This window comes from Bradyrhizobium sp. 192 (assembly GCF_023100965.1).
Taxonomy (GTDB): Bacteria; Pseudomonadota; Alphaproteobacteria; order Rhizobiales; family Xanthobacteraceae; genus Bradyrhizobium; species Bradyrhizobium symbiodeficiens.
Window position 1 is genome coordinate 7,970,892 of sequence record NZ_CP064690.1, and the last position, 26,609, is coordinate 7,997,500.

The 26,609-nt window shown below is 64.2% G+C and carries 25 protein-coding genes and 1 pseudogene (1 of these 26 only partly in view); 10 read left to right on the forward strand and 16 right to left on the reverse strand.

From position 1 onward, the window contains the following. Positions 1-226 precede the first annotated feature (226 nt). From IVB24_RS37475 to IVB24_RS37500, 6 genes are all read right to left on the reverse strand, one after another. On the reverse strand, positions 227-499 hold the full coding sequence (locus tag IVB24_RS37475) for a DUF3551 domain-containing protein (protein ID WP_166477230.1): 273 nt from the start codon (positions 497-499) through the stop codon (positions 227-229). Positions 500-532: 33 nt separating this feature from the next. Beyond that, positions 533-814, reverse strand: coding sequence for a DUF3551 domain-containing protein (locus IVB24_RS37480; RefSeq protein ID WP_094973508.1), 282 nt, complete (start codon positions 812-814; stop codon positions 533-535). A 120-nt stretch (positions 815-934) separates the two neighbouring features. Beyond that, positions 935-2,812, reverse strand: a complete 1,878-nt coding sequence (gene htpG / locus IVB24_RS37485) for a molecular chaperone HtpG (protein ID WP_247771558.1) — start codon at positions 2,810-2,812, stop codon at positions 935-937. A gap of 121 nt (positions 2,813-2,933) precedes the next feature. Next, positions 2,934-3,332 carry a hypothetical protein gene (locus tag IVB24_RS37490; protein ID WP_247771559.1) on the reverse strand — a complete coding sequence of 133 codons (399 nt, stop codon included), beginning with the start codon at positions 3,330-3,332 and terminating at the stop codon, positions 2,934-2,936. Positions 3,333-3,595: 263 nt separating this feature from the next. Then, the gene (locus tag IVB24_RS37495) at positions 3,596-4,189 is read right to left on the reverse strand and encodes a nuclear transport factor 2 family protein (protein ID WP_247771560.1); all 594 of its coding nucleotides are present in this window, start codon (positions 4,187-4,189) and stop codon (positions 3,596-3,598) included. A gap of 145 nt (positions 4,190-4,334) precedes the next feature. After that, entirely contained in the window at positions 4,335-5,141 is an 807-nt protein-coding gene (locus IVB24_RS37500) for a response regulator (protein WP_162307352.1), read from the reverse strand. Positions 5,142-5,360: 219 nt separating this feature from the next. On the opposite strand from IVB24_RS37500, the gene IVB24_RS37505 reads away from it, so the two are divergent. Further along, positions 5,361-5,591, forward strand: a complete 231-nt coding sequence (locus IVB24_RS37505) for a NepR family anti-sigma factor (protein WP_162406989.1) — start codon at positions 5,361-5,363, stop codon at positions 5,589-5,591. Then, positions 5,591-6,139 carry a sigma-70 family RNA polymerase sigma factor gene (locus IVB24_RS37510; RefSeq protein WP_084251855.1) on the forward strand — a complete coding sequence of 183 codons (549 nt, stop codon included), beginning with the start codon at positions 5,591-5,593 and terminating at the stop codon, positions 6,137-6,139. The genes IVB24_RS37505 and IVB24_RS37510 overlap by 1 nt, the downstream gene beginning before the upstream one ends. A gap of 68 nt (positions 6,140-6,207) precedes the next feature. Here IVB24_RS37510 and IVB24_RS37515 read toward each other — a convergent pair whose 3' ends face one another. The 8 genes and pseudogenes from IVB24_RS37515 to IVB24_RS37550 all read right to left on the reverse strand — a co-directional run bounded on the left by IVB24_RS37515 (position 6,208) and on the right by IVB24_RS37550 (position 15,259). Then, entirely contained in the window at positions 6,208-6,906 is a 699-nt protein-coding gene (locus tag IVB24_RS37515; protein ID WP_166467279.1) for a nitroreductase, read from the reverse strand. Positions 6,907-7,014: 108 nt separating this feature from the next. Next, positions 7,015-8,260: pseudogene (locus IVB24_RS37520) on the reverse strand (acyl-CoA dehydrogenase). 9 nt (positions 8,261-8,269) lie between these two features. Beyond that, a complete protein-coding gene (locus IVB24_RS37525) occupies positions 8,270-9,514 on the reverse strand; it encodes an acyl-CoA dehydrogenase (protein ID WP_094973232.1) in 1,245 nt (414 codons plus the stop codon). Positions 9,515-9,655: 141 nt separating this feature from the next. Further along, entirely contained in the window at positions 9,656-10,783 is a 1,128-nt protein-coding gene (locus IVB24_RS37530; RefSeq protein WP_247771561.1) for an acyl-CoA dehydrogenase family protein, read from the reverse strand. A 152-nt stretch (positions 10,784-10,935) separates the two neighbouring features. After that, positions 10,936-12,807, reverse strand: a complete 1,872-nt coding sequence (locus tag IVB24_RS37535) for an AMP-binding protein (RefSeq protein WP_247771562.1) — start codon at positions 12,805-12,807, stop codon at positions 10,936-10,938. Between the two features lie 43 nt (positions 12,808-12,850). Continuing rightward, positions 12,851-13,657: an enoyl-CoA hydratase/isomerase family protein gene (locus IVB24_RS37540; protein WP_247771563.1), complete on the reverse strand. Its 807-nt coding sequence runs from the start codon at positions 13,655-13,657 to the stop codon at positions 12,851-12,853. Between the two features lie 210 nt (positions 13,658-13,867). Beyond that, complete coding sequence (locus tag IVB24_RS37545) at positions 13,868-14,626, reverse strand: SDR family NAD(P)-dependent oxidoreductase (RefSeq protein WP_094973236.1); 759 nt, start codon at positions 14,624-14,626, stop codon at positions 13,868-13,870. Positions 14,627-14,680: 54 nt separating this feature from the next. Continuing rightward, entirely contained in the window at positions 14,681-15,259 is a 579-nt protein-coding gene (locus IVB24_RS37550; protein WP_244607515.1) for a TetR family transcriptional regulator, read from the reverse strand. Positions 15,260-15,491: 232 nt separating this feature from the next. Between IVB24_RS37550 and IVB24_RS37555 the strand changes: the two genes are divergently transcribed. Beyond that, positions 15,492-16,664: an acetyl-CoA C-acetyltransferase gene (locus IVB24_RS37555; protein WP_247771564.1), complete on the forward strand. Its 1,173-nt coding sequence runs from the start codon at positions 15,492-15,494 to the stop codon at positions 16,662-16,664. Between the two features lie 112 nt (positions 16,665-16,776). Next, entirely contained in the window at positions 16,777-18,321 is a 1,545-nt protein-coding gene (locus IVB24_RS37560) for an acyl-CoA synthetase (RefSeq protein ID WP_247771565.1), read from the forward strand. A gap of 205 nt (positions 18,322-18,526) precedes the next feature. Here the strand turns inward: IVB24_RS37560 and IVB24_RS37565 are convergent, their stop codons facing one another. Next, a complete protein-coding gene (locus IVB24_RS37565; RefSeq protein ID WP_247768358.1) occupies positions 18,527-19,498 on the reverse strand; it encodes an IS110 family transposase in 972 nt (323 codons plus the stop codon). A 317-nt stretch (positions 19,499-19,815) separates the two neighbouring features. Further along, on the reverse strand, positions 19,816-20,358 hold the full coding sequence (locus IVB24_RS37570) for a methylated-DNA--[protein]-cysteine S-methyltransferase (RefSeq protein ID WP_247771566.1): 543 nt from the start codon (positions 20,356-20,358) through the stop codon (positions 19,816-19,818). Positions 20,359-20,495: 137 nt separating this feature from the next. Between IVB24_RS37570 and IVB24_RS37575 the strand changes: the two genes are divergently transcribed. The 6 genes from IVB24_RS37575 to IVB24_RS37600 form a co-directional block, all read left to right on the forward strand. Further along, positions 20,496-21,314 carry an alpha/beta hydrolase gene (locus tag IVB24_RS37575; RefSeq protein ID WP_247771567.1) on the forward strand — a complete coding sequence of 273 codons (819 nt, stop codon included), beginning with the start codon at positions 20,496-20,498 and terminating at the stop codon, positions 21,312-21,314. Positions 21,315-21,316: 2 nt separating this feature from the next. Further along, complete coding sequence (locus IVB24_RS37580) at positions 21,317-22,129, forward strand: alpha/beta hydrolase (RefSeq protein WP_247771568.1); 813 nt, start codon at positions 21,317-21,319, stop codon at positions 22,127-22,129. A 167-nt stretch (positions 22,130-22,296) separates the two neighbouring features. Next, the gene (locus tag IVB24_RS37585; protein WP_247771569.1) at positions 22,297-22,974 is read left to right on the forward strand and encodes a GntR family transcriptional regulator; all 678 of its coding nucleotides are present in this window, start codon (positions 22,297-22,299) and stop codon (positions 22,972-22,974) included. Positions 22,975-23,123: 149 nt separating this feature from the next. Continuing rightward, the gene (locus IVB24_RS37590; RefSeq protein WP_247771570.1) at positions 23,124-23,924 is read left to right on the forward strand and encodes a phytanoyl-CoA dioxygenase family protein; all 801 of its coding nucleotides are present in this window, start codon (positions 23,124-23,126) and stop codon (positions 23,922-23,924) included. 166 nt (positions 23,925-24,090) lie between these two features. Beyond that, a complete protein-coding gene (locus IVB24_RS37595; protein ID WP_247771571.1) occupies positions 24,091-25,404 on the forward strand; it encodes a Gfo/Idh/MocA family oxidoreductase in 1,314 nt (437 codons plus the stop codon). Between the two features lie 182 nt (positions 25,405-25,586). Next, on the forward strand, positions 25,587-26,609 hold the 5' portion of the coding sequence (locus tag IVB24_RS37600; protein ID WP_247771572.1) for an ABC transporter substrate-binding protein. Its footprint extends 66 nt past the window's final position; 1,023 of the gene's 1,089 nt are visible here — the first part of the coding sequence; its start codon is at positions 25,587-25,589; the stop codon falls past the right edge of the window.

The window sequence follows — 26,609 nt, forward strand, 5'->3', positions numbered from 1 at the left end:
GATCACGTCCGCGCGGGCCGGCTGGACGGCGATCATGACAAGGGTCGAGCCGACGAGCGCCGTAAGGGTGCACCTGTTCATGGAATCCTCCTCGCGTCATGCGCCCGATCTGAAGGGCCGGCATGACGCCGGCCTCCTGACGTCGGGCTGCGCGCCGAGAGTGTCCGGGGACGCAGATGCAGACTTTGACCTAGCTCAACGGTCGTCGCCGAGGGGAGCCCAAAGGCTAACGGCCGCGCGGCTTGCGGGAATGGTACGATGCCGGCGCGTGGACCGGATAATACGGGTTGATATCGCAGATTGCGGAGCGGCCCGATGCGGTGGCGCGGCACTGCGGCAACGAGGTGAAGGAGCAGTCGTACCACTCCCCGCCGCCCCCGTTCGCACCTGAATAAACGTGCATGCAGACGGGGTACCGCGGATCAAAGGTCTGCGCATGCGAGGACGCGGGCGTGAGCAGCGTCCCGGCGATCATGATCAGGCCGAATGAGAAACGCATGAGCTGTGTTCCGATACCCTGCATTGCGGATCCTCAATGCTGTTTCTTGTGACGCCGGCGCGGCTGCTGCGGCGGCTGGTCGAAGCGGTAGTAGGGGTTGACGTCGCAGCTCGCCGAGCGGCCCGACGCGGTCGCACGGCACTGCGGCAGCGAAGTGAAGGAGCAGTCGAAATAGTCGCCGCCGCCACCGCCGAAGCCGCCGGGCGTATAGACGTGCATGCACACGGGGTAGCGCGGATCGTAGGTTTGGGCGCTGGCATCGGCCGCGACCAACAGCGTGGCAATCGCGGCGAGAGTCAGAATCGGCAAGCGCATGAACTTCATCCTCGAATCGGCGGCCCGGCTGATGCCGACGACCTGCTATGGCATAACACGAGGCCGACGGCGACTGTTCCTAGGACAGATGACGGCAAGGTGAGTGCTGGGACTGCGGCGCTAGGCGCCAAGCCCTTGCAACACCAGCCGGTTCAGCCTCGCCGCAAACGCGGCCGGATCCTCCGGCAGTTCACCGTCCAGGATCTGCGCCTGCTCGAGCAGGAGCAGGCTGAGATCGTCGACCGCCTTGGAGCCGGCTTGCGCCTTGGTGATCGCGCCCACCATCGGATGGCGCAGATTGATTTCCAGGATCGGCTTGGTCTTCACGCCGCGGTTCTGCTGCGACAGGATGCGCTCGAGCTCGCGGCTCGGGCCCTGGCTGTCGGCGACGAGGCAGGAGGCCGAGCTGGTGAGGCGCGTCGAGGCCTTGACGTCACTGACGCGCTCGCCGAGCGCGGCCTTGATGACGGCGATGGTGGCCGCTTCATCGGCCTCCGGCTCGTCCTTCTTTGCTTCATCGTTGTCGTCGACGCGCGGAATCAGGTCGAGATTGAGATCGCCCTGGCTCAGCGACTTCAGCGGCTTGCCGTCGAACTCCGACGGCATCGAGGTCCAGAACGCATCGACGGGATCGGACAGCAGCAGCACCTCGATGCCGCGCGCGGTCGCAGCCTCCAGCCGCGGATTGGATTTCAGCCGCTCGATGCTGTCGCCGACGAGATAATAGATCTCGGTCTGGTTCGGCTTGAAATCGGCGATGACCTGCTTCAGCGACCGCTTCTCGCCCGATGTCGTTGTGAAGCGTGACAGTGCCAGCAGCTTTTCGCGGCGCTCGAAATCCTCGTAAATGCCTTCCTTGAGCACCGCGCCGAAGGCGTCCCAGATCTTCGCAAAATTCTCGGCGTCCTTCTCGGCGAGGCTTTCGAGCTCGTTGACGACGCGGGTCGCCACCGCTTTCCGGATCTGCGCCAGCTGCGGATTGTTCTGCAACATCTCGCGGGAGATGTTGAGCGGGAGGTCCTCGCTGTCGACGACGCCACGGATGAAGCGCAAGTATCCCGGGAGCAGATCGGCATCGTCGGTGATGAAGACGCGGCGGACGTAGAGCTTCACCCGGCCCTTGCGGTTCGGCTCGAACAGGTCGAATGGCTTGGTCGAGGGCGCGAACAGCAACACGGCGTAAGAGTAGCGGCCCTCGGCACGGTAATGCAGTGTCATCGCGGGATCGTCGAAGGCGGATGCGATCTGCTGATAGGCCTTCTTGTAGTCGTCCGCCGTCAGCTCGGATTTCGAGCGTTGCCACAACGCGCTCGCCGAATTGATCTGGCGCGGCTCGCCTTCTTCCGGCACCAGCTCGATCGGGAACAGGATGTTGTCGGAATAGGCACCGATGATGCGCTCGATCTCGAAGGCCTCGAGATATTTCTTGGCGTCGTCTTTCAGATGCAGGACGATCTCGGTGCCGCGCGTCACACGCGCCGCTTCCTCGTCGCTGGCACGGGCGATCTCGAAGCCGGAGCCGCCGGAGGACGTCCAGGTCCAGACGTCGCTCTCGCCGGCGCGGCGGCTGACCACGACGATCTTATCGGCGACCATGAAGGCGGAATAGAAGCCGACGCCGAACTGGCCGATCAGGCCGAGGCCGTCCTTGGCCTCCTTCAGCTTGGACACGAACGCCTTGGTGCCGGAGCGGGCGATGGTGCCGAGATGGTCGATCAGCTCCTGCCGCTCCATGCCGATGCCGTTGTCGGCGATCGTGAGCGTCCCGGCCGCCTTGTTCGGGATGATGCGGATCTTGAGCGCGTCGCCCTCGCCCAGCAGCGAAGGACTTGCGATCACCTCATAGCGAAGCTTGTCGCAGGCGTCCGAGGCGTTGGAGACGAGCTCGCGCAGGAAGATATCGGTCTCGGAATAGACGGAGTGCACCATCAGGTGCAGCAGCTCGGAAACCTCGGCCTGGAAAGGCTGTGTATGCACAGCCGTGTCTGACGTCGTCATGCGTTTACCCGGTCAAAACGAAAGGGAAGAAACCCGGGATATAACGCGAGCGTACAGGGGATCAAGTGGATGTGAAGAATCGCCTCCGGCCGGATAACGATCTATCCGGCGCCCCGGCGGGTCAGGTCACGCAGCGGCCCGGTTGGAGCAGCTTTGCGACCTCGGTAAGGGAGCTGACCATCGGCTCGCAGGCGATCGTCGGCTTGTTTCGGCCCTGCTTCTGCAGCGTGAGCGGCGGCTTGGCACTGCCGGTCTCGATGACTGCGGGGACGCGGAGCAGCACTGACGTAGCGGGAAGGTCATTCAACCGCATTGAGACGGTGCGGGTGGGAACTCCCTGCTTGATGTCGGCGAGCCGGTCGGACTTGCCGGAGCGGTTGATGTTGTGGCCGGGCTGATCGGCTTTGCCGGCGACCGTCTGCCAACGGTCGGCCAGATCGTGGCCGGAGGCCAGCTGCGCAGCGCCGAGCGCGAATGTAATCGAGGCGGCACCGAAAAATGCTTTGTAAATCTGTGACATGGCTGTCGATCCCTCGCCCCATGGCGATCGCGGGAACAACGCCGGGGGAGGATCAGGGGTTCTCAGCGGTTACGATCACTTAACCGTGTCCGATACGCGCGACAGCGTACGCAAAAAATTTCGCCAAAATATTTCGCACGGCGTGGAACGTCTCGCGCAGGCGGGAGTCGTCTCAACAGCCGGCTATTCCCCCCTGCCCCATAAGCCGGCGACGTAGGGCGCGACTGTGGTGATGCCAGTCGCGCCTTACTCTTGTCTGGGGTTCACTTCCCCGCCAGCCATTCCCGCCCTTCGCCGTAGAGCTTCTCGACCTCGGGACCAATCAGGCCCGGCATGTCGCGCTTGACCTTGTAGCCGATCAGCTCCTGCATGTAGGCGAGGTGGCGATAGCCTTCAGGGAGCGCGGCGAGCGCTTTCTGGTCGAGGCGGAGCTCTGCTGCGGGATCGACCGGGTCGATCCGGTCCTTCTCATAGATCGGCTGGCGGCGGACGATGCCCCAGCGCCCCTGTCGCTTTTCCAGGAAATCGTAGAAGCGGCCGGTACAGACGACATCGCAGACCACGTCGTGCACCGGGGCGCGCTGCGAGATCGTCATCTTGGTCTGGGCGATGGCGCGCGCGCCTGCGAGATCGATGCTGGTGCCGCCGAGGAAATGCAGGATGCGAACGCCCCTGGTAAACCCCTCCTGGCTGACGCGCATGAAATCCCGCGCCGGCCCCTGAAACCAGGTGGCCGACATCCAGCCCTCGTCGTGCCAGACCGTGGCGAAGCGCTCCCAATCACCGGCATCGCGCCAGACCGCCCAGTTCTCGACGAGGTCGCGGATGGCGAGGCGGTCGAGCAACTGCTGGTCCATGGGCACATCTCATCTCCGGCTGGGATCCCTGCAGGAGGTATGAGCGGCGGAGCCGGCACGCGTCAAGCACGACAGGCGGTCACGAAAAATGCGACGTGCCTTGCGGCACGCCGGATCGGATCGTTTCGCCAAATGGCCGGCGCTGTTAAGCCGCCGGCGCCTTCGGCGCGCGGTTGCGCGAGTTGCGCTGGAAGAATAGTGCCTGGCTCGCCACCGCCGACACCATCGCGGGCTGGAACGGCTTTGAGATCAGGAACGCCGGCTCGGGGCGCTCGCCGGTGAGGAAGCGCTCCGGGTACGCCGTGATGAACACCACAGGCACCTCGAAGGTGCGGAGCAGCTCGTTGACCGCGTCCAGGCCCGACGAGCCGTCGGCGAGCTGGATGTCGGCGAGGATGAGGCCGGGCCGCTTGTTCTTGGCCAGTGCCACCGCATCAGCATGCGTGCGGGCGACGCCGACGACATTGTGGCCGAGATTCTTCACCAGGCTCTCGAGGTCCATGGCGATGAAGGTCTCGTCCTCGATGATCAGCACGTCGGTGGCGATCTCGGCGGCCATCTCGCGTCCCGCGGCATCCGCAAGCCGCCGGGTTTCGGCGACGTCGGTGCCGAGGATGTAGCCGACTTCCTCTTCCGAAAATCCCTCCAGCGAGAGCAGCAGGAACGCCTGCCGCGGCAGCGGCGTGATGTTCGACAGCCGCCGCTCCGGCGGCATCGGCAAGGTCGCCACCTCGGAATCGTCGTTAACGGAGACCGAATTCCAGATCTGAGTGAACAACCGGAACAGGCCGACGCGCGGCCCATGGCTCTCGTCGAGCACCGCCGGATCCCCCAGCATGGCTTCCAACATGGCTGCGACATAAGCGTCACCGGAGGCCTGGCTGCCCGTCAGGGCGCGTGCGTACCGGCGCAACAACGGCAAGTGTTCAGCAACAAGCTGTGAACGGGACATCCCCACTCCATTCATCTTCGGACCTACCTTGACGTCCAGGCAATCGGAGGGGGGCCCGGGTTCCCCTGCTGGGCTGTTTACGCCTCAGGCCAAGAAAAGTTCCGCTTGAGCGGGAACTATTTATCGAACCTGGAATTGTGCCTATCCAGGGAACGGCTCCCGGTTGAGAAAACTTCTCGATTTTACAGTCACTTAACTCGGGGAAACGTGGAACAGGTCATGAAAGATCTCAAGTCTCAAGCCAGCAGAAGCACGACCCCCGGCAAGGGAGGCCTTACTCCGGAGATACAATCCCGGATAGGGCATCAGTTGCGCGCCATGTACGACGATGTCGTGCGACAGGGGGTTCCGGATCGGTTCGCCGAACTGATCAAGAAGCTTGATGCGCCGGGGGCCACACCCCAATTGGGCGAAGAGGGCGGATCCAACGACAACAATGGGAGGGATTAATGCCTCTCACGGACTCCCTGCGTAACGACATTCTGGCGGCCGTGCCGAGCCTGCGCGCGTTCGCCATTTCGCTCAGCGGCAATGCGGACCGCGCCGATGATTTGGTCCAGGAGACGCTGCTCCGCGCCCTCGCCAACATCGACTCGTTCCAGCCCGGCTCCAATCTGCCGGCGTGGCTGTTCACGATCCTGCGCAACCTGTTCCGCTCCGACTATCGCAAGCGGCGGCGCGAGGTCGAGGATGCCGAAGGCAACTACGCCAAGACGCTGAAGACACAGCCGTCGCAGAACGCGCATCTCGAATTCGAGGAATTCCGCACGGCGCTCGAAAAACTTCCGCAGGACCAGCGTGAAGCGCTGATCCTGGTCGGCGCCTCCGGCTTCTCCTACGAAGACGCGGCCTCGATCTGCGGCTGTGCGGTCGGCACGATCAAGAGCCGCGTCAACCGCGCGCGCTCGAAGCTCGCCGCGCTGCTCTATGTCGACGGCGCCGAGGACTTCGGGCCCGACGAGACCATTCGCGCCGTAATCGGTGGCAGCGGCGGATAGCGGCCGGCGTCAATCGATCGGAAACGATGTAAAGGCGGCCGTTTCGCGGCCGCCTTTACGCGTCTCGATCACTCGTCGGCGAAAGTTACCGTTTCAGCCACGCTCGCACGCGAGGTGCGGTAGCTGTTGACCTTGTGCGCGTTGTCAGCGTAGCCGAACGAGATGCCGCAGACGATGCGGCGATCGTCAGGCAGATTGAAGTGGCGGCGGATCAGGCCGGAATGCCGCGCAAGCGCCGCCTGCGGAATCGTGCCGAGCCCGAGCGCCTGCGCAGCCAGCATGAAATTGGAGACATAGGCGCCGCAATCGATCGCACCGTAGATGCCGAGCGGCTCGTTGGTGTGAATGACGGCGACATGCGGCGCGCCGAAGAAATTGTAGTTCTCGAGCGCCTGCCTGGCGTAGGCGCTTCTGTCGCCACGGGCGATGCCGAGCGTGTTGTAGAGCTGAAAACCGCTTTCGCGGCGGCGATCGAGATAGACGCCGACATATTCGCGCGGCGGGGTGAAGTCGTAATCGTCACCGAGACCGCCCGAGGCCTCCTTGTAGATCGCCTGGCGAAAGCGCTCCTTGGCCTCGCCACTGGCGATGATCACCTGCCAGGGCTGGCTGTTGCACCAGGACGCCGTGCGCTGTGCGGTCGTCAGCACATGCTCGATAGTCGCGCGGTCGACCTCTTTGGGCAGGAAGGCGCGGACGGAGTAGCGCTCGTTGAGCAGCTCTTCGAGCACGCCGATGCGGTCGTTTTGTTTCACTTGTGCGTCCATGGATCAGCTCGCGCTCTTCTCGTAGGGTGGGCAAAGGCGCATGGCGCCGTGCCCACCGACAGAATTGCCCCGGAGCATCTGGATATGGAGATACCGCGAGACGTAAGATCACCGTCCCTTGGTCGGGATCTTGTTATAAGGCACGTCTTTGTCGACTCGGATGTCGCCGGGCAGGCCCAGCACCCGCTCGGCGATGATGTTTGCGCAGGATCTCGTCGGTGCCGCCGGCGATGCGCATCGAGGGAGAGGACAACAGCATCTGCTGGAACTGGCCCTGCACCGTCTCCTCGTCGTTGCCGGTGAGAACACCGGCCGCACCTTGCAGGTCCATGGCGTAGGTCGCGATGTCCTGCAGCATCATGCCCGACACCAGCTTGCCTATCGAATTCTCCGGCCCCGGCCGCTCGCCCTTCGACAGCGCCGAGATGGTGCGATAGCTGGTGAATTTCAGCCCGTTCGACTTCGCCGCCCAGCTCGCGAGTTTCGAACGCACCGCAGGATCGTCGATGGCGAGACCGTCCTCCAGCATCAGATTGGAGCAGAACTCGAACATCTCAGGTACGCCGGTGGCAAGGCGCGAGCCGATCGACATGCGTTCGTTCATCAGCGTGGTCAACGACACGCTCCAGCCCTCGCCGACAGCGCCCAGCCGCTGGCTGTCGGGGATCACGACATCGGTGAAATAGACCTCATTGAACTCCTGCATGCCATTGGCCTGCCTGATCGGCCGGACCTCGACGCCGGGGCTCTTCATGTCCAGGAAGAACATGGTGAGGCCCTTGTGCTTGGGGACATTCGGATCGGTGCGCGCGATCAGAAGGCCGTAATCGGAATAATGGGCGCCCGAGGTCCAGATCTTCTGGCCGTTGACGACCCAGTTGTCGCCCTTCTTCTCCGCGCGGGTGCGCAGGCCTGCGACGTCGGAGCCGGCGGACGGCTCGGAGAACAGCTGACACCAGATCTCCTCGCCCGAAGCGAGCTTCGGCAAATAGCGGCGCTTGGCATCCTCGCTGCCGAAGGCCATCACGGTCGGGCCGCACATGCCCTCGCCGATCTGGAACGGCTGCGTCAGCTTGCCGTAGACGCCCTCTTCCTGCTGCCAGATCACCTTCTCGATCGGCGTCGCGCCACGGCCGCCATATTCCTTCGGCCAGTGCAGACAGGCCCAATTGCCCTCGAACTTCTTCTTCTGCCAAGCCTTGCCGACATCGACGATGTCGTGGCTCGCAAGCCGGATACGGCCGAGCGAGGATTTCGACAGCTCGGCCTGCAATTCCTTCGGCGCATTGGCATCGATCCATTTGCGCGCGGTGGCGCGGAATGCGGCTTCCTGCGGGGTGTCGTCGAAATTCATGGCGAGCCTCTACCCTCTTCCCTTGGTCGGGATCTTGTTGAACGGCACGTCCTTGTCGACCCTGATGTCACCCGGCAGGCCCAGTACCCGCTCGGCGATGATGTTGCGCATGATCTCGTCGGTGCCGCCTTCGACGCGCGTGCCGGGCGCACGCAGCAGCATCGCCTGGAAACGGCCGGCAAGCTCGGCGTCCTCGCCGCTGACGACACCGCTCGCGCCCTGCAAATCCAGCGCGTAGGTCGCGACGTCCTGGATCATCGAGCCCGCCACCAGCTTGCCGATGGAATTCTCCGGGCCCGGCCGCTCGCCCTTCGACAGCGCCGAGATCGCGCGCATGCTGGTGTATTTCAGCCCGCTCGCCTTCACCGCCCAGTTCGCCAGCTTCGAGCGCACCGCGCGATCCTCGATCGCCGGGCCGTCGTCGAGCATCAAGCTGGAGCAGTATTCGAACAATTCAGGAAATCCAGTCGAGACGGCCGCACCGATCGCGCTGCGCTCGTTCATCAGCGTGGTCAGCGAGACATTCCAGCCATCGCCGACCTCGCCGAGGCGCTGGTGATCGGGAATCCTGACATTAGTGAAATAGACCTCGTTGAAGTCCGAGGCCCCGCTCGCCTGCTTGATCGGCCTTACCTCGACGCCGGGGCTCTTCATGTCCAGGAAGAACATGGTAAGACCCTTGTGCTTGGGCACGGTCGGATCGGTGCGGGTCAGCAAAATGCCGTAGTCGGAATAATGCGCGCCCGAGGTCCAGATTTTCTGGCCGTTGATGACCCAGTCGTCGCCGTCCTTCTCCGCGCGCGTGCGAAGCCCCGCGACGTCGGAGCCGCCCGCCGGCTCGGAGAACAGCTGGCACCAGACTTTTTCGCCGGAGGCGAGGGGCGGGAGGTAGGTGCGCTTATGCTCCTCGCGCGCGAACGCCATCATGGTTGGTCCGCACATGCCGTGGCCGATGATGAACATGCGGGACAACAGGCCGAACGGTCCCTCCTCCTGCTGCCAGATCACGCGCTCGATCGGCGACGACCCGCGGCCGCCATATTCCTTGGGCCAATGCAGGCAGGCCCAGCCGGCGTCGGCCTTCTTTTTCTGCCAGGCTTTCGCCACGTCGAGAATGTCGGCATTCCTGAGCACGGTGCGGCCGAGCGAGGATTTGCGCAGCTCGTCCTCGTATTGCTTGGGCGCATTGGCACCGATCCAGGCGCGGGCGGTGGCGCGAAATTCGGCTTCCTGCGGCGTGTCTTCGAAGTTCATGGTCTCGTCTCTGTCTTCGTAGGGTGGATTAGCCGAAGGCGTAATCCACCTCTTTGGTTTCCATCGGGAGAAGAGGTGGGTTACGCCAAGCGACTTGCGCTTCGCGCAAGCCGCTCGGCTAACCCACCCTACGCACCTGCATCACGCCGCGTTCTTCTTCCGCATGCGGTCGATCAACTGGTCTTCCCAATAAGAGAGACTGCCGAGCCCGAGCGCCATCGCGTTGGCGCGGCGGTAGTACATGTGGCAGTCGAACTCCCACGTGAAGCCCATGCCGCCGTGAACCTGGATGTTGTTCTTGGCGCAGTGCTGGAACGCCTGCGTCGCGCTGATGCGCGCGGCGGCCGCGGCTTCCGGCAATTCGGCTGCGTTGGTCGAGAGCGCCCAGGCGCCATAATAGCTGTTGGAGCGCGCCAGCGTCGCCGACACATACATGTCGGCCAGCATGTGCTTGACCGCCTGGAACGAGCCAATCTGGCGACCGAAGGCGATTCGGTCGAGCGCGTAGTCACGGCCCATCTCCAGCGCGCGGTCGGAGCCGCCGACCTGCTCGAACGCACAGAGTACGGCGGCGCGATCGAGCACCTGGGTGAGGACGCTCCAGCCATCGCCGGCAGCGCCCAGCGGCTCGGCCTTGCAATCGCTAAAAGTGATCTCGGCTTGTCCACGGGTCGGATCGAGATTGGTGAGGCTCTTCACCTCGACGCCGGCGCCCTTGAGATCGACCAGGAACAGCGAGGTGTCGCCATCGCGCCCGCTCGATCCCGTCCGCGCTGCGACCACCGCGAAATCCGCAATCGCACCATCGGGGACCGGCTTCTTGACCCCGTTCAAGACGCCGTTCGCAGCCGTGAGCTTGACGTTTTTCGGCGCCGGATTGCCCTTGCCCTCGAACAGCGCCAGCGTGCCGATCGCCTCGCCCGAGGCGATTGCCGGCAGCCACTTCTTTTTCTGCGCGTCGTTGCCCGCGAGCAGCAGCGCCTCGGCGGCAAGGTACACGGTCGAGGAGAACGGCACCGGCGCATTGGCCCGGCCCATCTCTTCTGCGATGACGCAGAGTTCGAGATGGCCGGCGCCGGCACCACCAAACTCTTCGGGGATCGCGACGCCGAGAAAGCCCATCTCGGCGAGGCCCTTCCACAGCTCCTTGTCATAGGGCGCCTTGCCGTCGAGCACCACGCGCACCGCCTTCGGGGAGCATTTTTCAGCGAGGAATTTGCGCGCCTGATCGCGGAGCTGTTTCTGGTCGTCAGAGAAGTCGAAGTTCATGGCGGCTTACCTCTTATTCATCGTTATTGAGCCGTCATTCCGGGATGGCCCGAAGGGCCAGGCCCGGAATCCATAACCCAGACTGGTGGTTATGGATTCCGGGTTCGCGACTTCGTCGCGCCCCGGAATGACGAGGTTGAGAGAGCGTTGCTTCATCGCAGCACGATCACATCCTGATCCGGCTTGTCGGCATAGAGCCGCTCCACCAGCACAGCGCGGCGTTCGAGGCCTGCGCGCTGGTTGATGTAGCCCTTGTCTGTCAGCTCGTTGCCGTCGATCGAGGGAGGCTCGGCCATCAGCATCGCGCGCCCGATGATGCGGCTGCTGGCGCCCTCGCAGTCCCGATTGTGCGCTTCCAGCCCTCGCCTGAAGCAGGCGATCACCTCGGGATGCTTCACCGCGTCCTCGAAGCTGAGATCGACGTTGCCGACGAGCTGGCGGCAGGCGTGCAAATTCGGCCAGGCCAGCAGGCCGATGAAGGCACGATCCTGCCCGGCGACCAGCGCATCATGCACGACAGGCGTCGCGGCTGCGATCGCATCGGTGCGGAGCGAGCCGACATGCACGAAGGTGCCGGTGGTGAGCTTGAAATCCTCGACCACGCGCCCGGCGAAGATGATGCCCTTCACCGGATCGGCATCGTCGACGAAGATGCCGGCATCGCCGATGCAATAAAAGCCCTCCTCGTCGAACATCTTCTTCGTCAGCTCCGGCTGGCCGAAATAGCCGGGCGTGACGTTGACGCCGCGAAGACGCAGCTCGTATTTCGAGCCGCACGGCACCATCTTCAACTCGACGCCGGGGAATGGCAGGCCGATCAGGCCGACGCGCTCGGTGTTCCAATAGGTGCCGGTCGAGGTCGGTGCGGTCTCCGTCGAACCCCAGCCGGTATAGAACACGATGCGCTCGCCGGTGGTCTTCACGGCGAGAGCTTGCATGCGGTCGTAGAGATCGTCGGGCAGCCGCGCGCCGCCATAGGCCATGATCGAGAGGTTCTTGAAGAAGGAACGACATAGCGCGTCGTCCTTCTCCATCGCGGCCGCGAGCGCCGCGTAACCCGCCGGCACATTGGCGTAGTAGGTCGGCGAGATCTCGCGGAGGTTTCGCAGCGTCTCCTCGAACTGGCCCGGCATCGGCCGGCCGTCGTCGATATAGAGCGTGCCGCCATCGACCAGGATCGGGTGAAACGCCGCGTTGCCGCCCATGGTGTGATTCCATGGCATCCAATCCAGCATGGTCGCGATCGGACCATCAGGCGAACGCGGCCGCACCTGCATCATCATCGCAGCATTGGCGCACATCATTGCTTGCGTGTTGATGACGGCCTTGGGCATGCCGGTCGAGCCGGACGTGAACAGCAGTTTTCCGACCGTCTGCGGCGCGATCTTCGCGATCGACGCACCGACATCGGCAGTCACTGGCGTCGCCGCCAGATCGGCGAAACTGACGCTTGTGATGCCGTCGCAGGGGCGCATGACGTGAACCACGGTCACGCCGGTGAGGTCGATCGCCTTCAGCGCCTTCTCGAAAGTCGGGCCGTCCTGCACCATCACCACGGCCGGCTTGATCAGGTCGAACAGGTACTTCAGCTTGACGTGATCGTGGCTCATCAGGGAATAGGCCGGCGACACCGGCGCCGCGGGGGAGCGAGCCTGCATCGCGGCCTGCGTCATCAGCGCATGCTCGATGGAATTTCCGGAGAGGATCGCAACGGGACGACCGTCGAGTCCGAGATTGAGCAGGCCTTGCGTCAGCGCATCCACGGTGCGCTTGGCTTCGCCATAGGACACCTTGCGCCATTCGCGGTTGGGGCCGCCGCGCTGCGCCAGCCAGATGCGCTCGGGCGCTTCCTTCGCCCATTTCGCCAGCGAGGCCGGAATGTGCGTCTCGTAAGCTTGCAGCGGAATGCGCGACTTCAGCACAACCGTACCGTCGCTGCGGCGCTCGACGTCGATGTCGCGCTTAAGCCATTCGATCTTGCGAAAGGCGGGCTTCGTCATCACGGCCGCCGCGCTTCCACTCATTTTGCGTCTCCCGGAATTATCGTCCTTTGCGGATCGTTCTCGTTCAGCGCTTGATATAGACAGGCTTTCGCTTCTCAAGGAAGGCCCTGATGCCTTCCGAAAATTCCTCGGAGCGGCTGCACAGGACCTGGTTGCGATCCTCCATGGCGATGACCGCTTCCAGCGATCCCGCGTCGACACTCATGTTGAGGCATTCCTTGGACAGACGCAGGCCCACGGGCGAAGCCATCATCATCGCCTCGACATAGGGCTCGGCCGCGGCGTCGAGCTTGTCCTCCGCGACGACTTCCGAGACCAGCCCAACCGCCAGCGCGCGCTCGGCGCCGATGAAGCGCCCGGTGAGGATCAGTTCCGATGCCACGGACACACCGACCAACCGCGGCAGGAAATAGCTGGTGCCGATGTCACAGCCGCCAAGCCCAAGCTTGATGAAAGCGCAATTCATTCGCGCCGATTTCGTCGCGATACGGATGTCGGACGCCAGCGCCAGCGCAAAGCCTCCGCCGGCCGCCGCGCCCTGCACCAGTGACAGGATCGGCTGCGGACAGCGCCGCATCAGCATCACGATGTCGGCGATGCGCCGCTGCGAGTCGAGTGACTCCGTGACACCGGGCGGCTCCTGTTGCCCGGCCCGGCGAGCCATCGCCGCTTTGAGGTCGAGGCCCGCGCAAAAATTCTGACCGGCGCCCCGGAGTACGACGACGCGCGTCTCCCGGTTGCGCTGGAGGCCCTGGAAATAGTCATTGAGCGCGTCGATCAGCGCCGGATCGAGCGCATTGAGACTGTCAGGACGATTGAGCGTCACCCGGTCGACGCCGTCGTCATGCTCGATCAGCAGCGGTTGGGACATGGGAGCCTCGTCCTTTCGTGCCACACGGAGGCCGTCTACCACCCTCCCCTGGAGGGGGAGGGTCGGCTCACGTTGAGCGCAGCGAAATGTGAGACGGGGTGGGGTGACAGTCTCTCCACCTGAGACGCTGCCCGTGTGGAGAGATCACCCCTCCCCGCTCGCGCTTCGCGCGATCGACCCTCTCCCTCCAGGGGAGGGTAAGAAGCCCGCCTACCGCGGAGCCATGCGGATGGCGCCGTCGAGGCGGATGGTCTCGCCATTCAGCATCGGATTCTCGACGATATGCACGGCGAGCGAGCCGTATTCCTTGGCGTCACCGAGACGCGAGGGATGCGGCACCTGGGCGCCCAGGCTCTTGCGGGCTTCCTCGTTCAGCCCCATCAGCAGCGGCGTGAAGAACAGGCCGGGAGCGATGGTGTTGACGCGGATCTTTTGGCTGGCGAGGTCGCGCGCGGCCGGCAGGGTCAGGCCGACGACGCCGCCCTTCGAGGCCGAATAGGCGATCTGGCCGATCTGGCCTTCGTAAGCGGCAACCGACGCCGTGTTGATGATGACGCCGCGTTCTTCACCGACCGGCTCGATCGTGACGAGGCGCTCGGCGAACAGCCGCAGGCAGTTGAAGGTGCCGATCAGGTTGACATTGATGATGCGCGCGAATTTCTCCAGCGGATAGACGCCGTCGCGGCCGACGATGCGTTGCGAGCCGCCAATGCCGGCGCAGTTCATCAGCACGCGGGCAACGCCATGGGCAGCTTCCGCCTTGGCAATCGCCGCCTTGATCTGCTCCTCGCTGGTGACGTCGGCATGGAGCGCGACGCCCTTCACCTCGGCCGCGACCTTCTCGGCATTGTCCTTGTTCTGGTCGATCACGCCGATCCTGGCGCCCTTGGCCGCCATGGCGCGGGCGGTCGCTTCGCCAAGGCCCGAACCGCCGCCGGTGATGAGAACGGCTACGTCTTTCAATTCCATCGCTTGTACCTTTCCTTGGGCGTTTCTTCTCTAGACTTCAAAGTCTCGGCCGGATTATCCGGCCGCTGCAGCTTCCTCGACTTGCGTGAGGATGCCGCCGCAGATCAGCGTTTCCATGTGCTTGATATATTGCCGGCAGACGTCGTCGGTGACCGGGCCGACGCCGGTCGCGCGAGACATCGCGTGCCGGCCGAAGAACAGGTGATCGCAGGCGCCGATCAGGCTGGTGTAGAACAGCACCGGATCGGTGGCGCGGAACTCGCCGCGGCTGACGCCCTCGGCGAGCAGGCGGCGGTGAAAGTCGAGCAGCGGCGCGACGAAGAACTTTGAGACTTCGTCGGCGGAGCCGGCGACGCTCTCGTGCAGGAGATAATGGATCAGCCGGTTCATATAGGGGAACCGGTGATAGGCCCGGATGATGCCGGCGATATGCAGCTTCAGCTTCGCCGTCGCCGTGATCGGTTGCGCCAGCAGATATTCGAGATTGGACATCTCCGTCGCCGCGTCCCGCGCGAGCAGCGCCAGCAGCAGGCCGTCCTTGTTGCCGAAATGATATTTGACCAGCGCGGCGTTCGCGCCCGACTTCTGCGCGATGTCGCTGAGTGAAATCTCGATCGAGGAGCGTTCGATCATCAACTCGCTCGCGGCCACGAGCAATTTCTCTGCCGTGGAATTTTTTCCGCTCGGGAGCCTGTTCGGTACGCTGGTAACCACGGATATCCCTGAATCTGCGTCGAGAGGGCGCAGATAAGCGCAAGCAGCGCCTCATCACAAGAGTTAATTGATCGATTGACTAAATCACGTCGCGCCCTTTTAATCCGCCGCGACAACCAGCCTATTCAGAGCAATTCAGGGAGAGACTAACATGGCCGAGGCATACATCGTCGCCGCTGCGCGTACCGCGGGCGGGCGCAAGGGGGGCCGTCTCGCCGGCTGGCATCCGGCGGATCTCGCCGCAAAAGTGCTGAACGAGCTGGTCGACCGCACCAAGGTCGATCCCGCCATGGTCGAGGACGTGATCATGGGCTGCGTCATGCAGGTCGGCGAGCAATCCAACAATGTCGCGCGCAACGCGATCATGGCCTCGAAGCTGCCGGAGAGCGTGCCGGGCACCTCGATCGACCGCCAGTGCGGCTCCTCGCAGCAGGCGCTGCATTTCGCCGCGCAGGCCGTGATGTCCGGCGCCATGGACGTCGTCATCGCCGCCGGCGTGGAATCGATGACGCGCGTGCCGATGGGCCTGTCCTCGCAGCTGCCGGCCAAGAACGGCTTCGGCAATTACAAGAGCCCGGGCATCGAGGCGAGATATCCGAATATCGTGTTCAGCCAGTTCACCGGCGCCGAGATGATGGCCGAGAAGTACGGCCTGTCGAAGGATGATCTGGACCAATATTCCTATAACAGCCATCAGCGCGCGATCGCGGCAACGCAAGCCGGGCACTTCAAGAAGGAGATCTTGCCGCTCGACATCACCCGCGCCGACGGCAGCAAGGACACCCACCACATCGATGAGGGCATCCGCTTCGACGTCACGCTCGACGGCATCAAGGGCGTCAAGCTGATCGCCGAGAACGGCAAGCTCAGCGCCGCCAGCGCCAGCCAGATCTGCGACGGCGCCTCCGGCGTGATGGTCGTGAACGAGCGCGGGCTGAAGCAGCTCGGCGTCACACCGCTGGCGCGCATCCACCACATGACCATGACCGGCGGCGACCCCGTCATCATGCTCGACGCTCCCCTGCACGCCACCAAGCGCGCGCTCGAGAAGGCCGGCATGAAGATCGACGACATAGACCTGTTCGAGGTCAATGAGGCCTTCGCCTCGGTGCCGACCGGCTGGCTCAAGACCACCGGCGCCGACCCGGCGCGCCTGAACGTCAACGGCGGCGCCATCGCGCTCGGCCATCCGCTCGGCGGCTCCGGCACCAAGCTGATGACCACGCTGGTCCACGCCCTGCACCAGCGCGGCAAGCGCTACGGCCTCCAGACCATGTGCGAAGGCGGCGGCATGGCCAACGTCACGATCGTCGAGCGGCTGTAAGAAAAAAAAGCGAGTAGTGAGTGGCGAGTTGCGAATGGTGACTAGGCGAAGAGCGGCTTGCCCTTCCCTATTCGCCATTCGCTGCTCGCCATTCGCGTTTTGAGGAAACGCCATGACCCACCCCTCCATCCACGCAAAGACCACGCCCGACAAGATCGCCTACCGAATGGCCGGGACCGGCAAGGCGATCACCTATCGCGAGCTCGACGAGCTTTCGAACCAGGGCGCGCAGCTGTTCCGCTCGCTTGGCCTCAAGGCCGGCGACCACATCGCTCTGCTGATGGAGAATCGCCTCGCCTTCATGGAGCTGTGCTGGGCCGCGCAGCGGAGCGGACTCTATTACACCGCGATCAGCCGCTATCTGAAGCAGGACGAGATCGACTACATCATCGCCGATTGCGGCGCCAAAATCGTGATCACCACGTCGAAATGCGCCGATCAGATCAAGGATCTCGTCAAGGGCGCCGCCGGCGAGCCGCTCTTCTACATGATGGACGACCCGCTGCCTGGCTTCCGCTCCTACGACAAGGAAGCCGCCGCGCAGCCGACCACGCCGATCGCCGACGAGGTCGCCGGCTACGACATGCTGTATTCGTCGGGCACGACCGGCCGTCCCAAAGGCATCAAGAAGGCCTTCGAAGGCAACAGGATCGATACGCCGAACGCCTTCCTGCGCGTGCTCTGCGCCGACATGTGCGGCATGAACGCCGACAGCATCTATCTCTCGCCGGCACCGCTCTATCACGCAGCTCCGTTGCGCTTCAATATGATGGCAATCGTGCTCGGCGGCACCTCCATCATCATGGAGCACTTCGACGCCGAAGAATTCCTGAAGCTTGTCGAGACATACAAAGTCACCCAATCCCAGCTGGTGCCGACCATGTTCGTGCGCATGCTGAAGCTGCCGGACGAAGTCCGCGCGAAGTACAACGTTTCCACGCTCAAGGGCGCGATCCACGCCGCCGCGCCTTGCCCCGTCGACGTGAAAGCGAAGATGATCGAGTGGTGGGGACCGATCCTGATCGAGTATTATGCCGGCTCGGAAGGCAATGGCGTCACCGTCTGCAACTCGCAGCAATGGCTGGAGCATCGCGGCAGCGTCGGCCGCGCCGTGGTCGGCAAGATCAAGATTCTCGACGAGAACGATGAGGAGCAACCGACCGGCGAGATCGGCACGGTCTATTTCGCCGACGCCCCCGCGTTCGCCTATCACAACGACGCCGAGAAGACGAAGAAAGCCTACAACGCCAAGGGCTGGTCCACGCTCGGCGACGTCGGCTACCTCGACAAGGACGGCTTTCTCTATCTCACCGACCGCAAGTCCTACATGATCATCTCCGGCGGCGTGAACATCTATCCGCAAGAGACCGAGGACGTGCTGATCACCCACCCCGACGTTGCCGATGTCGCCGTGTTCGGCGTGCCGAACGAGGAGATGGGCGAAGAGGTGAAGGCGGTGGTGCAGCCGCACGACATGGCTCGTGCCGGCAAGGCGCTCGAGGTCGATTTGATCGCCTACTGCAAGACGCGGCTGTCGGCGATCAAATGCCCGCGCTCGATCGATTTCGAGCCCGAGCTGCCGCGCACGCCCACGGGCAAGCTGGTGAAGCGGCATCTGCGCGACAAATATTGGCCGAAGACGGCGGCGAAGATTTAGGCTGGTACTTGTAGCAACCATTAAGGTTCTCCCGATTTTCCGCAAGCATGACGCCGGGCTTGCAGCCGTCAAGGTGTGGCCTGGCGGCAGCGAGTTTGACGCGGGGCGTTCGCGACGGCCAACCTTGACGGCCGCGGCGCACGGCGTCGTCCAGGCGGAAGGTCGGGACGAAGAAACGGCCGCCTGATCGAACAAAGAAACGCGATCAGGTGGCGGGCAGCTTGGCAGTTTGAGGCGCTTCGGCGATCCACGGAGTTCCGCGGGCGACCACGGCGTTGATCGTGACGAGCAACTTTCTGGCGCAAGCGACCAGCGCGCATTTATGAGATTTTCCGGCGGCGATCAGCCTTGTATAGAGAGCCTTCATCTGCGGGTTCCATCGGGAGGATGCCGGAAGAGCCGCGTTGTAGAGCGCCCAACGCAGCCGCTCACGGCCACCTTTGATGTGACGGGCACCGGATCGTTCGCCGCTATCGTCGTCGTAAGGCGCCAGTCCACTGAGAGCTGAGGCCCGTTCGCGTGTGATGTTGCCGATCTCGGGCATCCTGATCAGGACGGCAGCCGCGGTCGGCAGACCGCAGCCGGCGACGCTGTAGATCAGATCGAGCCGTGCGGCGAGATCAGGATGCTTGCGGATCGCCGCCAGCAGCGCCTTGAACTCGGCTCGTTTGGACTTTGCCAACAGCGCGATCTGCGCCTTCCAAACCCCTTGAATCCGCTTGTCGCGGCAACTCTCGAGCCGGTTCTTCAGCCTTGCGATGTCTTCCGTGATCTGATCGATCATGGTCAGATGCTCGGCAAAGGGCTGCAACCGCGGATCCGGTGCAGGATGGATCGTCTTGACCGCGGCAGTGCACGTCGCGATCAGCGCCGCGTCGATCCTGTCGTTCTTAGCCAGCAGCAGACGGAACGTGGCATAGGCGCGGACCTGCTTCGGCTGAAACAGCACGACGACGAAACGCTTGCGCCGCAGCTCCGCAACGACCGCCTGCTCGTAGCCTCCACTTGCCTCGATCCCGACCCTCTTTACCTTGCGGCACTTCAACCACTCCACCAGCGCCTGGTGACCTCTTGCCGTGTTGTCGACCCGCAACTGCTCAGAGTTGCCATCGATCGCCACGTCGAGCTTGCGTTTGCCGGTATCGATCCCGGCACAGATCGTGTTACGCTTGGCCATCTTCCTCGACCCTCCCTTGTTATGCGAACCTGAAGTTCGTTCAACCATGCGGGTCCCGATGAAGTGCCGACCGCGATCTTGCTACGAAACGCAGCCCTCAAGGCTTCGGTGGGCATCGATCCGATCGATCGGCGGCCCAGCCAGGGTGGCCACCCGGGCTGGGCCATTCCTCACGGAACGGGGCCAATCCTATACCGATGCGCTAATACAAGGGTGGGCAAAGGCGCAAAGCGCCGCGCCCACCATTTTTCCTCGTTACGATCGATGTGGTGGACACGCTTGGCTTTGCCCACCCTACGACGCCAGCGCAAGCCGCCTCAGTCAAACAAACTCGGCGTGTGGTTCACCAGCGCGCCTTCGATCTCCAGCATCTTCAGCTTCGTCACCACGCCGCCATTGGCCGAGAAGCCGCCGGGCTTGTTGCCGGCGGCGAGCACGCGATGGCAGGGCACGACGATCGGGCACGGGTTGTGGCCGAGCGCCTGGCCGACGTCGCGCGACAGCTGCACGCCGCCGAGCTGCCTGGCGATGTCGCCATAGGTGACGGTCTTGCCGGGCGGAATGGCGCGGGCGATCTCGTAGACGCCGCGGTTGAAGTCAGGCACGCCGTCGAGATCGAGCTCGATATCGGTGAGATCGTCCGGCTCGCCCGCGAGCAGCTTGACGATGCGGTCGATCGCCTGGCGCACCTCGGCGGTCGGCTCGGCCTCGATGGCATCACCGTGGCGCTGGCTGATGCGGGTGCGGATCTTCTGCTCGCCGCCCATCGGCAATTGCGTGCCGTTGATGCCGCGCGGGCCCCAGGCGATGGCGCAGAGGCCGATCCTGGTGTCGAACAGGACAAAATGCTGGTCGGTCATGGCTTGGTTCCTGAGCTTGCGTTGCCGTCGCATGCCCCCAATGTGATCTCGCGCTAAATCTAGGCTTGGAAATAGTTGCGATCCACCCGGTTTCCGGGAATCTTGCACAGGAGTTCCGCCCGCCTAGCGAGTCCCGAATGCAAAGCCTCCACGTCAACGGTTACGACATGCCCTATCTCGACGTGGGCGAGGACAGCGGCCGGCCGCCGCTGGTCTGCGTGCACGGCTCGCTCAACGACTTCCGGGTCTGGGGCTGCGTGCTCGGCCCGCTGACCCAGCGGCATCGGCTGATCGCCGTCAGCCTGCGGCACTTCTTTCCGGAGAAATGGGATGGTGTTGGCGACACCTATTCGATCGCCCAGCATGTCAGCGACGTCATCGCCTTCATCGAGAAGCTCGACCTCGGCCCGGTCGACCTGATGGGCCATTCCCGCGGCGGCCACATCTGCTTCCGCGTAGCGCAGCGCCGGCCGGACCTGCTCCGGCGGCTGGTGCTGGCCGAACCGGGCGGTGAGCTCGATGCGAGCCTCGACCCCGACTATGCCGGCGGTCCCTCGCCGTTGCTGGCGCGCTTCACGGCCTCGGCCGAGAAGATCGCGGCCGGCGATGTCGACAGCGGCCTCGCCGTCTTCGTCGACACGCTGGAAGGCGCCGGCACCTGGCCTCGGCTGCCAGCCCTGGTGAAGCAAAACCTGCGCGACAACGCCACGACCCTGATCGGCCAGGTCCGCGACAATCGTCCGCCATTCTCGAAGGCGGATGCGGAGGCGATCAAGATGCCGACGCTGTTCATCCTGGGGGCGCGGACCAAGGGCCTGCTGCCGAAGGTGCTGCACGCGCTGGCCGCGCATGTGCCTTACTCCAAGACGGCGATCATCCCGAACGCGACGCACCCGATGTTCGAGCAGGCGCCGCAGAAATACTCCGAAGTCGTCCTGGATTTTCTGGCGAGCTGATCATGCAGACCTTTCGCGTCAACGGTTACGACATGGCCTATCTCGAAGTCGGAGAGGGTCATCCGCTGGTCTGCGTGCACGGCACGCTCGGCGACTTCCGCACCTGGTATGCGGTGCTCGGGCCGCTGTCGAAGAGCCATCGCGTGATCTCGGTCAGCCTGCGGCATTTCTTCCCCGAGCATTGGGACGCCGTCGGCGACGACTACAAGATGGCGCAGCACGTCGCCGATGTGATCGCCTTCATCGAGCAGATCAAGCCCGGACCGGTCGACCTGATGGGCCATTCGCGCGGCGGTCACATCGCGTTTCGCGTGGCTCAGGCCCGGCCGGATCTGGTGCGGAAGCTGGTGCTGGCCGAGCCGGGCGGCGATCTCGACGCATCCCTGCCGGTGCCGGAAGGCACGCCCGCGCATCCGCCGCTGGCGGCGCGCACCGCGCGATCGGTCGAGATGATCCGTGCCGGCGATATCGAGGGCGCGCTGCAGAATTTCTACGAGGGCATCGAGGGCGACGGCTCGTGGCGGCGCGTGCCCGCGGCGGCCAAGCAACAGCTGCGCGACAACGCGCTGACGTTCCTCGGCCAGATCAACGAGCAGCGCCGGCCCTACACGCTGAGCGATGCGCAGGCGATCAAGACCCCGACGCTGCTGATCGGCGGCGGCGCTACCACCGGCAGCCTGTCGGTGATGTGGCGCGTGCTGGCCGAGCACATCACGGGCAGCAAGACGGCGGTGATTCCGAACGCCGGCCACTGGATGTTCGAGCATGCCCCGCTGGAGTTCGGGGAGCGAGTGAGCGTGTTTCTGGCGGAGTAAGGTCCTCCCTTCCGAACCCTTTTTCTGCGAAAACAACCCCATGCACAGTAGGCTACCCCAATGAAATCAGTGGCTTAGCAGGTCTAAAATGGGCTACCTTGACGCCCTTCCCCTCCTGCAATACCTTCGAATACGGAATTCCGTATTCGCTCGCAGGAGCCGCTGGCGTGATCCCCCTCGACCCGCTCCCGAACCTGATCGATCAGGTCTATGCCCGAATCCTGGAGGCGATCTCCGACCGCACGCTTCAGCCCGGCCAACGCATCCGGCAGAACGAGCTGGCCGACAAGCTCGGCGTCTCGCGCCAGCCTGTCTCGCATGCGCTGCACCTGCTCCACCGCCAGGGTCTGGTCGCCGAGAGCGGCAAGCGCGGCTTCGAGGTCACTCAGCTCGATCCCGCGCGCATCCGCCAACTCTACGAGGTCCGGGGCGCGATCGACGCGCTGGCCGCCCGGCTCGCGGCTGAACGCGCGGGATATGACGCGGCCGGCCGCGCGCGGCTGGAAGCGGCACTCGCCGCCGGACGCGGCATCGACCGCAACACGACACTCGCAGAGCTGATCGTGCGCGACGTCGATTTTCACCGCGCGATCTATCAGCTCGCCGGCAATCCCGTAATCGAGGAGACCATCGCACCGCAATGGCCGCATATGCGCCGCTCGATGGCGACGGTGCTGTCCGAGCTCGACTATCGCGGCAGCGCCTGGGCGGAGCATGCGACGATTGCCGGACACATTCTCAGCGGTGATGCGAATGCGGCCGAACGCGCGGCGCTGTCGCATGCACAGACGGCGGGACGGATGACTGAGGAGAGATTGAGGGCGACGGACGAGGCGGCGGCGTAACCCACGATCTCCGTCGCCGTCATGCCCGGGCTTGTCCCGGGCATCCACGTTCTTCCTGGACGTGCAACGAAAGACGTGGATGGCCGGGTCAAGCCCGGCCATGACGGCAGAGAAAATACGACAACAAAGACAAAACAGGAGGACGACCCATGAGACTGTCTCAGGAGCAATTGGAGTTCTTCCACCGCGAGGGCTGGCTGTTTTTGCCCGAGCTATTCAGCCAGGAAGAGGTCGATTTCCTCGCGCGCGAGGCGATCGGCATTTACGATGCCAACCGGCCCGAGGTCTGGCGCGAGAAGAGCGGCGCGCCGCGCACGGCGTTTGCCGCGCATCTCTACAACGAGGCGTTCGGCCTCCTCGGCGCCCATCCGCGCATGATCGACCCGGTCGAGCAGCTGTTCGGCGAGCCGGTCTACATGCATCAGTTCAAGATCAACGCGAAATCGGCTTTCACCGGCGACGTCTGGCAGTGGCACCAGGATTACGGCACCTGGAAGCGCGACGACGGCATGCCGGAGCCGCGCGCCATGAACATCGCGATCTTCCTCGACGAGGTGATGCCGATCAACGGCCCCCTGATGCTGGTGCCGCGCAGCCAGAACGCCGGCGATCTCGAAGCCTCGCACGACCTCGCCACCACATCCTATCCGCTGTGGACGCTGGACGAGGCCACCGTGACGCGGCTGGTCGCGCAGGGCGGCATCGTGGCGCCGACCGGAAAGCCCGGCGGCATGCTGATGTTTCACGGCAATCTCGTGCACGGTTCGGCCGGCAACATCACGCCCTTCCCGCGCAAGATCGTGTACCTGACGCTGAACGCGGTTTCGAACCACATCCGCAATCCCACGCGGCCGGACTACATCGCGCATCGCGACTTCGCCCCGATCAAGACGGTGGACGACGACGCGCTGCTGCGCCTCGCACGTGCGCCGCGGCAGGCGGCGGAATAGAACTCCTCGCGCAACATCCTCAGTCGTCATGCCCGGGCTTGACCCGGGCATCCACGTCTTGACACAGTCGCCAGCCGCAAGTCGGGGATGGCCGGGTCAAGCCCGGCCATGACGAGCTGATAGACACGCGCGTCTCACAACAATTCTGCATCATCGGAATCCGCCCATGAATCTCTACCGCCTCCTCCAGGCCCGCGCGTCCGCCGGCAAGCCTGTCCGTGTCGCCCTGATCGGCGCCGGCAAGTTCGGCTCGATGTTCCTGGCGCAGGTGCCGCACACGCCGGGGCTGGAGGTGCCCGTCATCGTCGACATCGACCGCGACCGCGCACGCGAGGCCTGCCGCACCGTCGGCTGGAGCGCCGAGCGTATTGCCGCCACCGTCTTCACCGATGACGGCGCGCGCGCCATTGCCGGCGGCGCGATGGACGTCGTGGTGGAGGCGACCGGCAATCCAGCCGTCGGCATCAAGCATGCGCGCGCCGCGATCGCCGCGGGCAAGCATATCGTGATGGTGAATGTCGAAGCCGACGTGCTGGCGGGCCCGCTGCTCGCCGAGGAAGCGCGAAAAGCAGGCGTGGTCTATTCGCTCGCCTATGGCGACCAGCCGGCGCTGACCGCCGAGATGGTCGACTGGGCCCGCGCCACCGGCTTCCGCGTCGTCGCCGCCGGCAAGGGCACGAAATATCTGCCCGCCTATCACGACGTCACACCGGACGGCGTCTGGCAGCATTACGGCCTCACCGCGGGCGAGGCACAGTCGGCCGGCATGAATCCGCAGATGTTCAACTCCTTCCTCGATGGCACCAAATCGGCGATCGAGATGGCCGCGATCGCCAACGCCTGCGCTCTCGACGTGCCCGCGGACGGCTTGCTGTTTCCGCCCTGCGGCGTCGACGATCTGCCTCACATCATGCGGCCGCGCTCGCGCGGTGGCGTGCTGGAGCGGTCGGGCCTGGTCGAAGTCGTCTCCTCGCTCGAGCGCGACGGACGGCCAGTGTTTCGCGACCTGCGCTGGGGCGTCTATGTCGTGCTGGAGGCGCCGAACGACTACGCCGCCGACTGCTTCAGGCAATACGGCCTCAAGACCGACGGCAGCGGGCGCTTTGCCGCGATGTACAAGCCGTATCACCTGATCGGGCTCGAGCTGAACATCTCGGTGCTGTCGGCCGCGCTGCGCGGCGAGCCGACCGGCCAGGCCAGCGGCTTCCGCGGCGACGTCGCGGCGGTCGCCAAGCGCAATCTGCGCGCAGGCGAGATGCTGGACGGCGAAGGCGGTTACACGGTGTGGGGCAAGCTGGTACCGGCGGCGGCGAGCCTGAAGGCCGGCGCGCTGCCGATTGGCCTCGCCCACCGCGTGAAGCTGAAGCATGGCATCGCGCACGGCGCGGTGGTGCACTGGAGCGACGTCGAGTTCGACGCCAGCAACGAGACGGTGAAGACGCGCAAGGCGATGGAGAGGGCGTTCGCAGCGCAGCATTAATCGGCGACACCGCAAGCACAACCAAAGTGCGCTTGCTTTGCGATGCTCCTTTGGTCATCCTGCCCCCCGATCCGGGAACACAGATTTTCGGACGCCAAAAACGTCGGCCACCGGCGAAGACAAAGCGGCGTCAAGACCGCAATCCCCTCGTCGAGGACTCGACATCACAGGGAGGGAAATGCATGGAACGTCGTAAATTCCTGACGGCAGGCGGGCTGGGCCTGGCCGCGAGTGCCGTTGCCGCACCGGCTATCGCACAGTCGATGCCCGAGGTGAAATGGCGGCTGACGGCGAGCTGGCCGAAATCGCTCGATACGCTCTATGGCGGCTGCGAATATTTCTGCAAGCGCGTTGCCGAGATCACAGACAATCGTTTCCAGATCCAGCCCTTTGCGGCCGGCGAGATTGTGCCGGGCCTGCAAGTGCTCGACGCCGTCTCGAACGGCACAGTCGAGATGGGCAACACTGCGCTCTATTACTATTGGGGCAAGAACCCGGCGTTCACCTTCGGCACATCGCTGCCATTCGGTCTCAACACGCGCCAGCATATCTCCTGGCTGTTGTGGAACGGCGGACAGGACATGCTCAACGATCTCCTCAGGGAGCATAATGCCATCGGCGTGCCGACAGGCTCGACCGGCGCCCAGATGGGCGGCTGGTTCCGCAAGGAGATCAAGACCGTCGACGATCTCAAGGGCTTGAAATTCCGCGTCGGCGGTTTCGCCGGTACCATCATCGGCAAGCTCGGCGGTGTGCCGCAGCAGATCGCGGCCGGCGACATCTACCCTGCACTGGAGAAGGGCACGATCGACGCGGCCGAATGGGTGGGCCCGTATGACGACGAGAAGCTCGGCTTCGTGAAAGTCGCGAAGTACTATTACTATCCGGGCTGGTGGGAAGGCACCGGCCAGGGCCATAACATCATGAATCTCGAGAAGTGGAATACGCTGCCGAAACATTATCAGGCGGCGATTTCGGCGGCCTCACTCGATACCTTCACCTGGGTGACCGGCAAGTACGATTCGGTCAATCCACCCGCGCTCAAGCGGCTACTCGCCGCCGGCGCGATCCTCAAACCCTTCCCGCAGGAAGTGCTCGAGGCCTGCTACGGCGCGGCCAACGGGATCTACGCTGATCTCGCCAAGAGCAATCCGCATTTCGGCAAAATGTATGCGAGCCTCACGGCTTACCGGGCCGATTCGCTC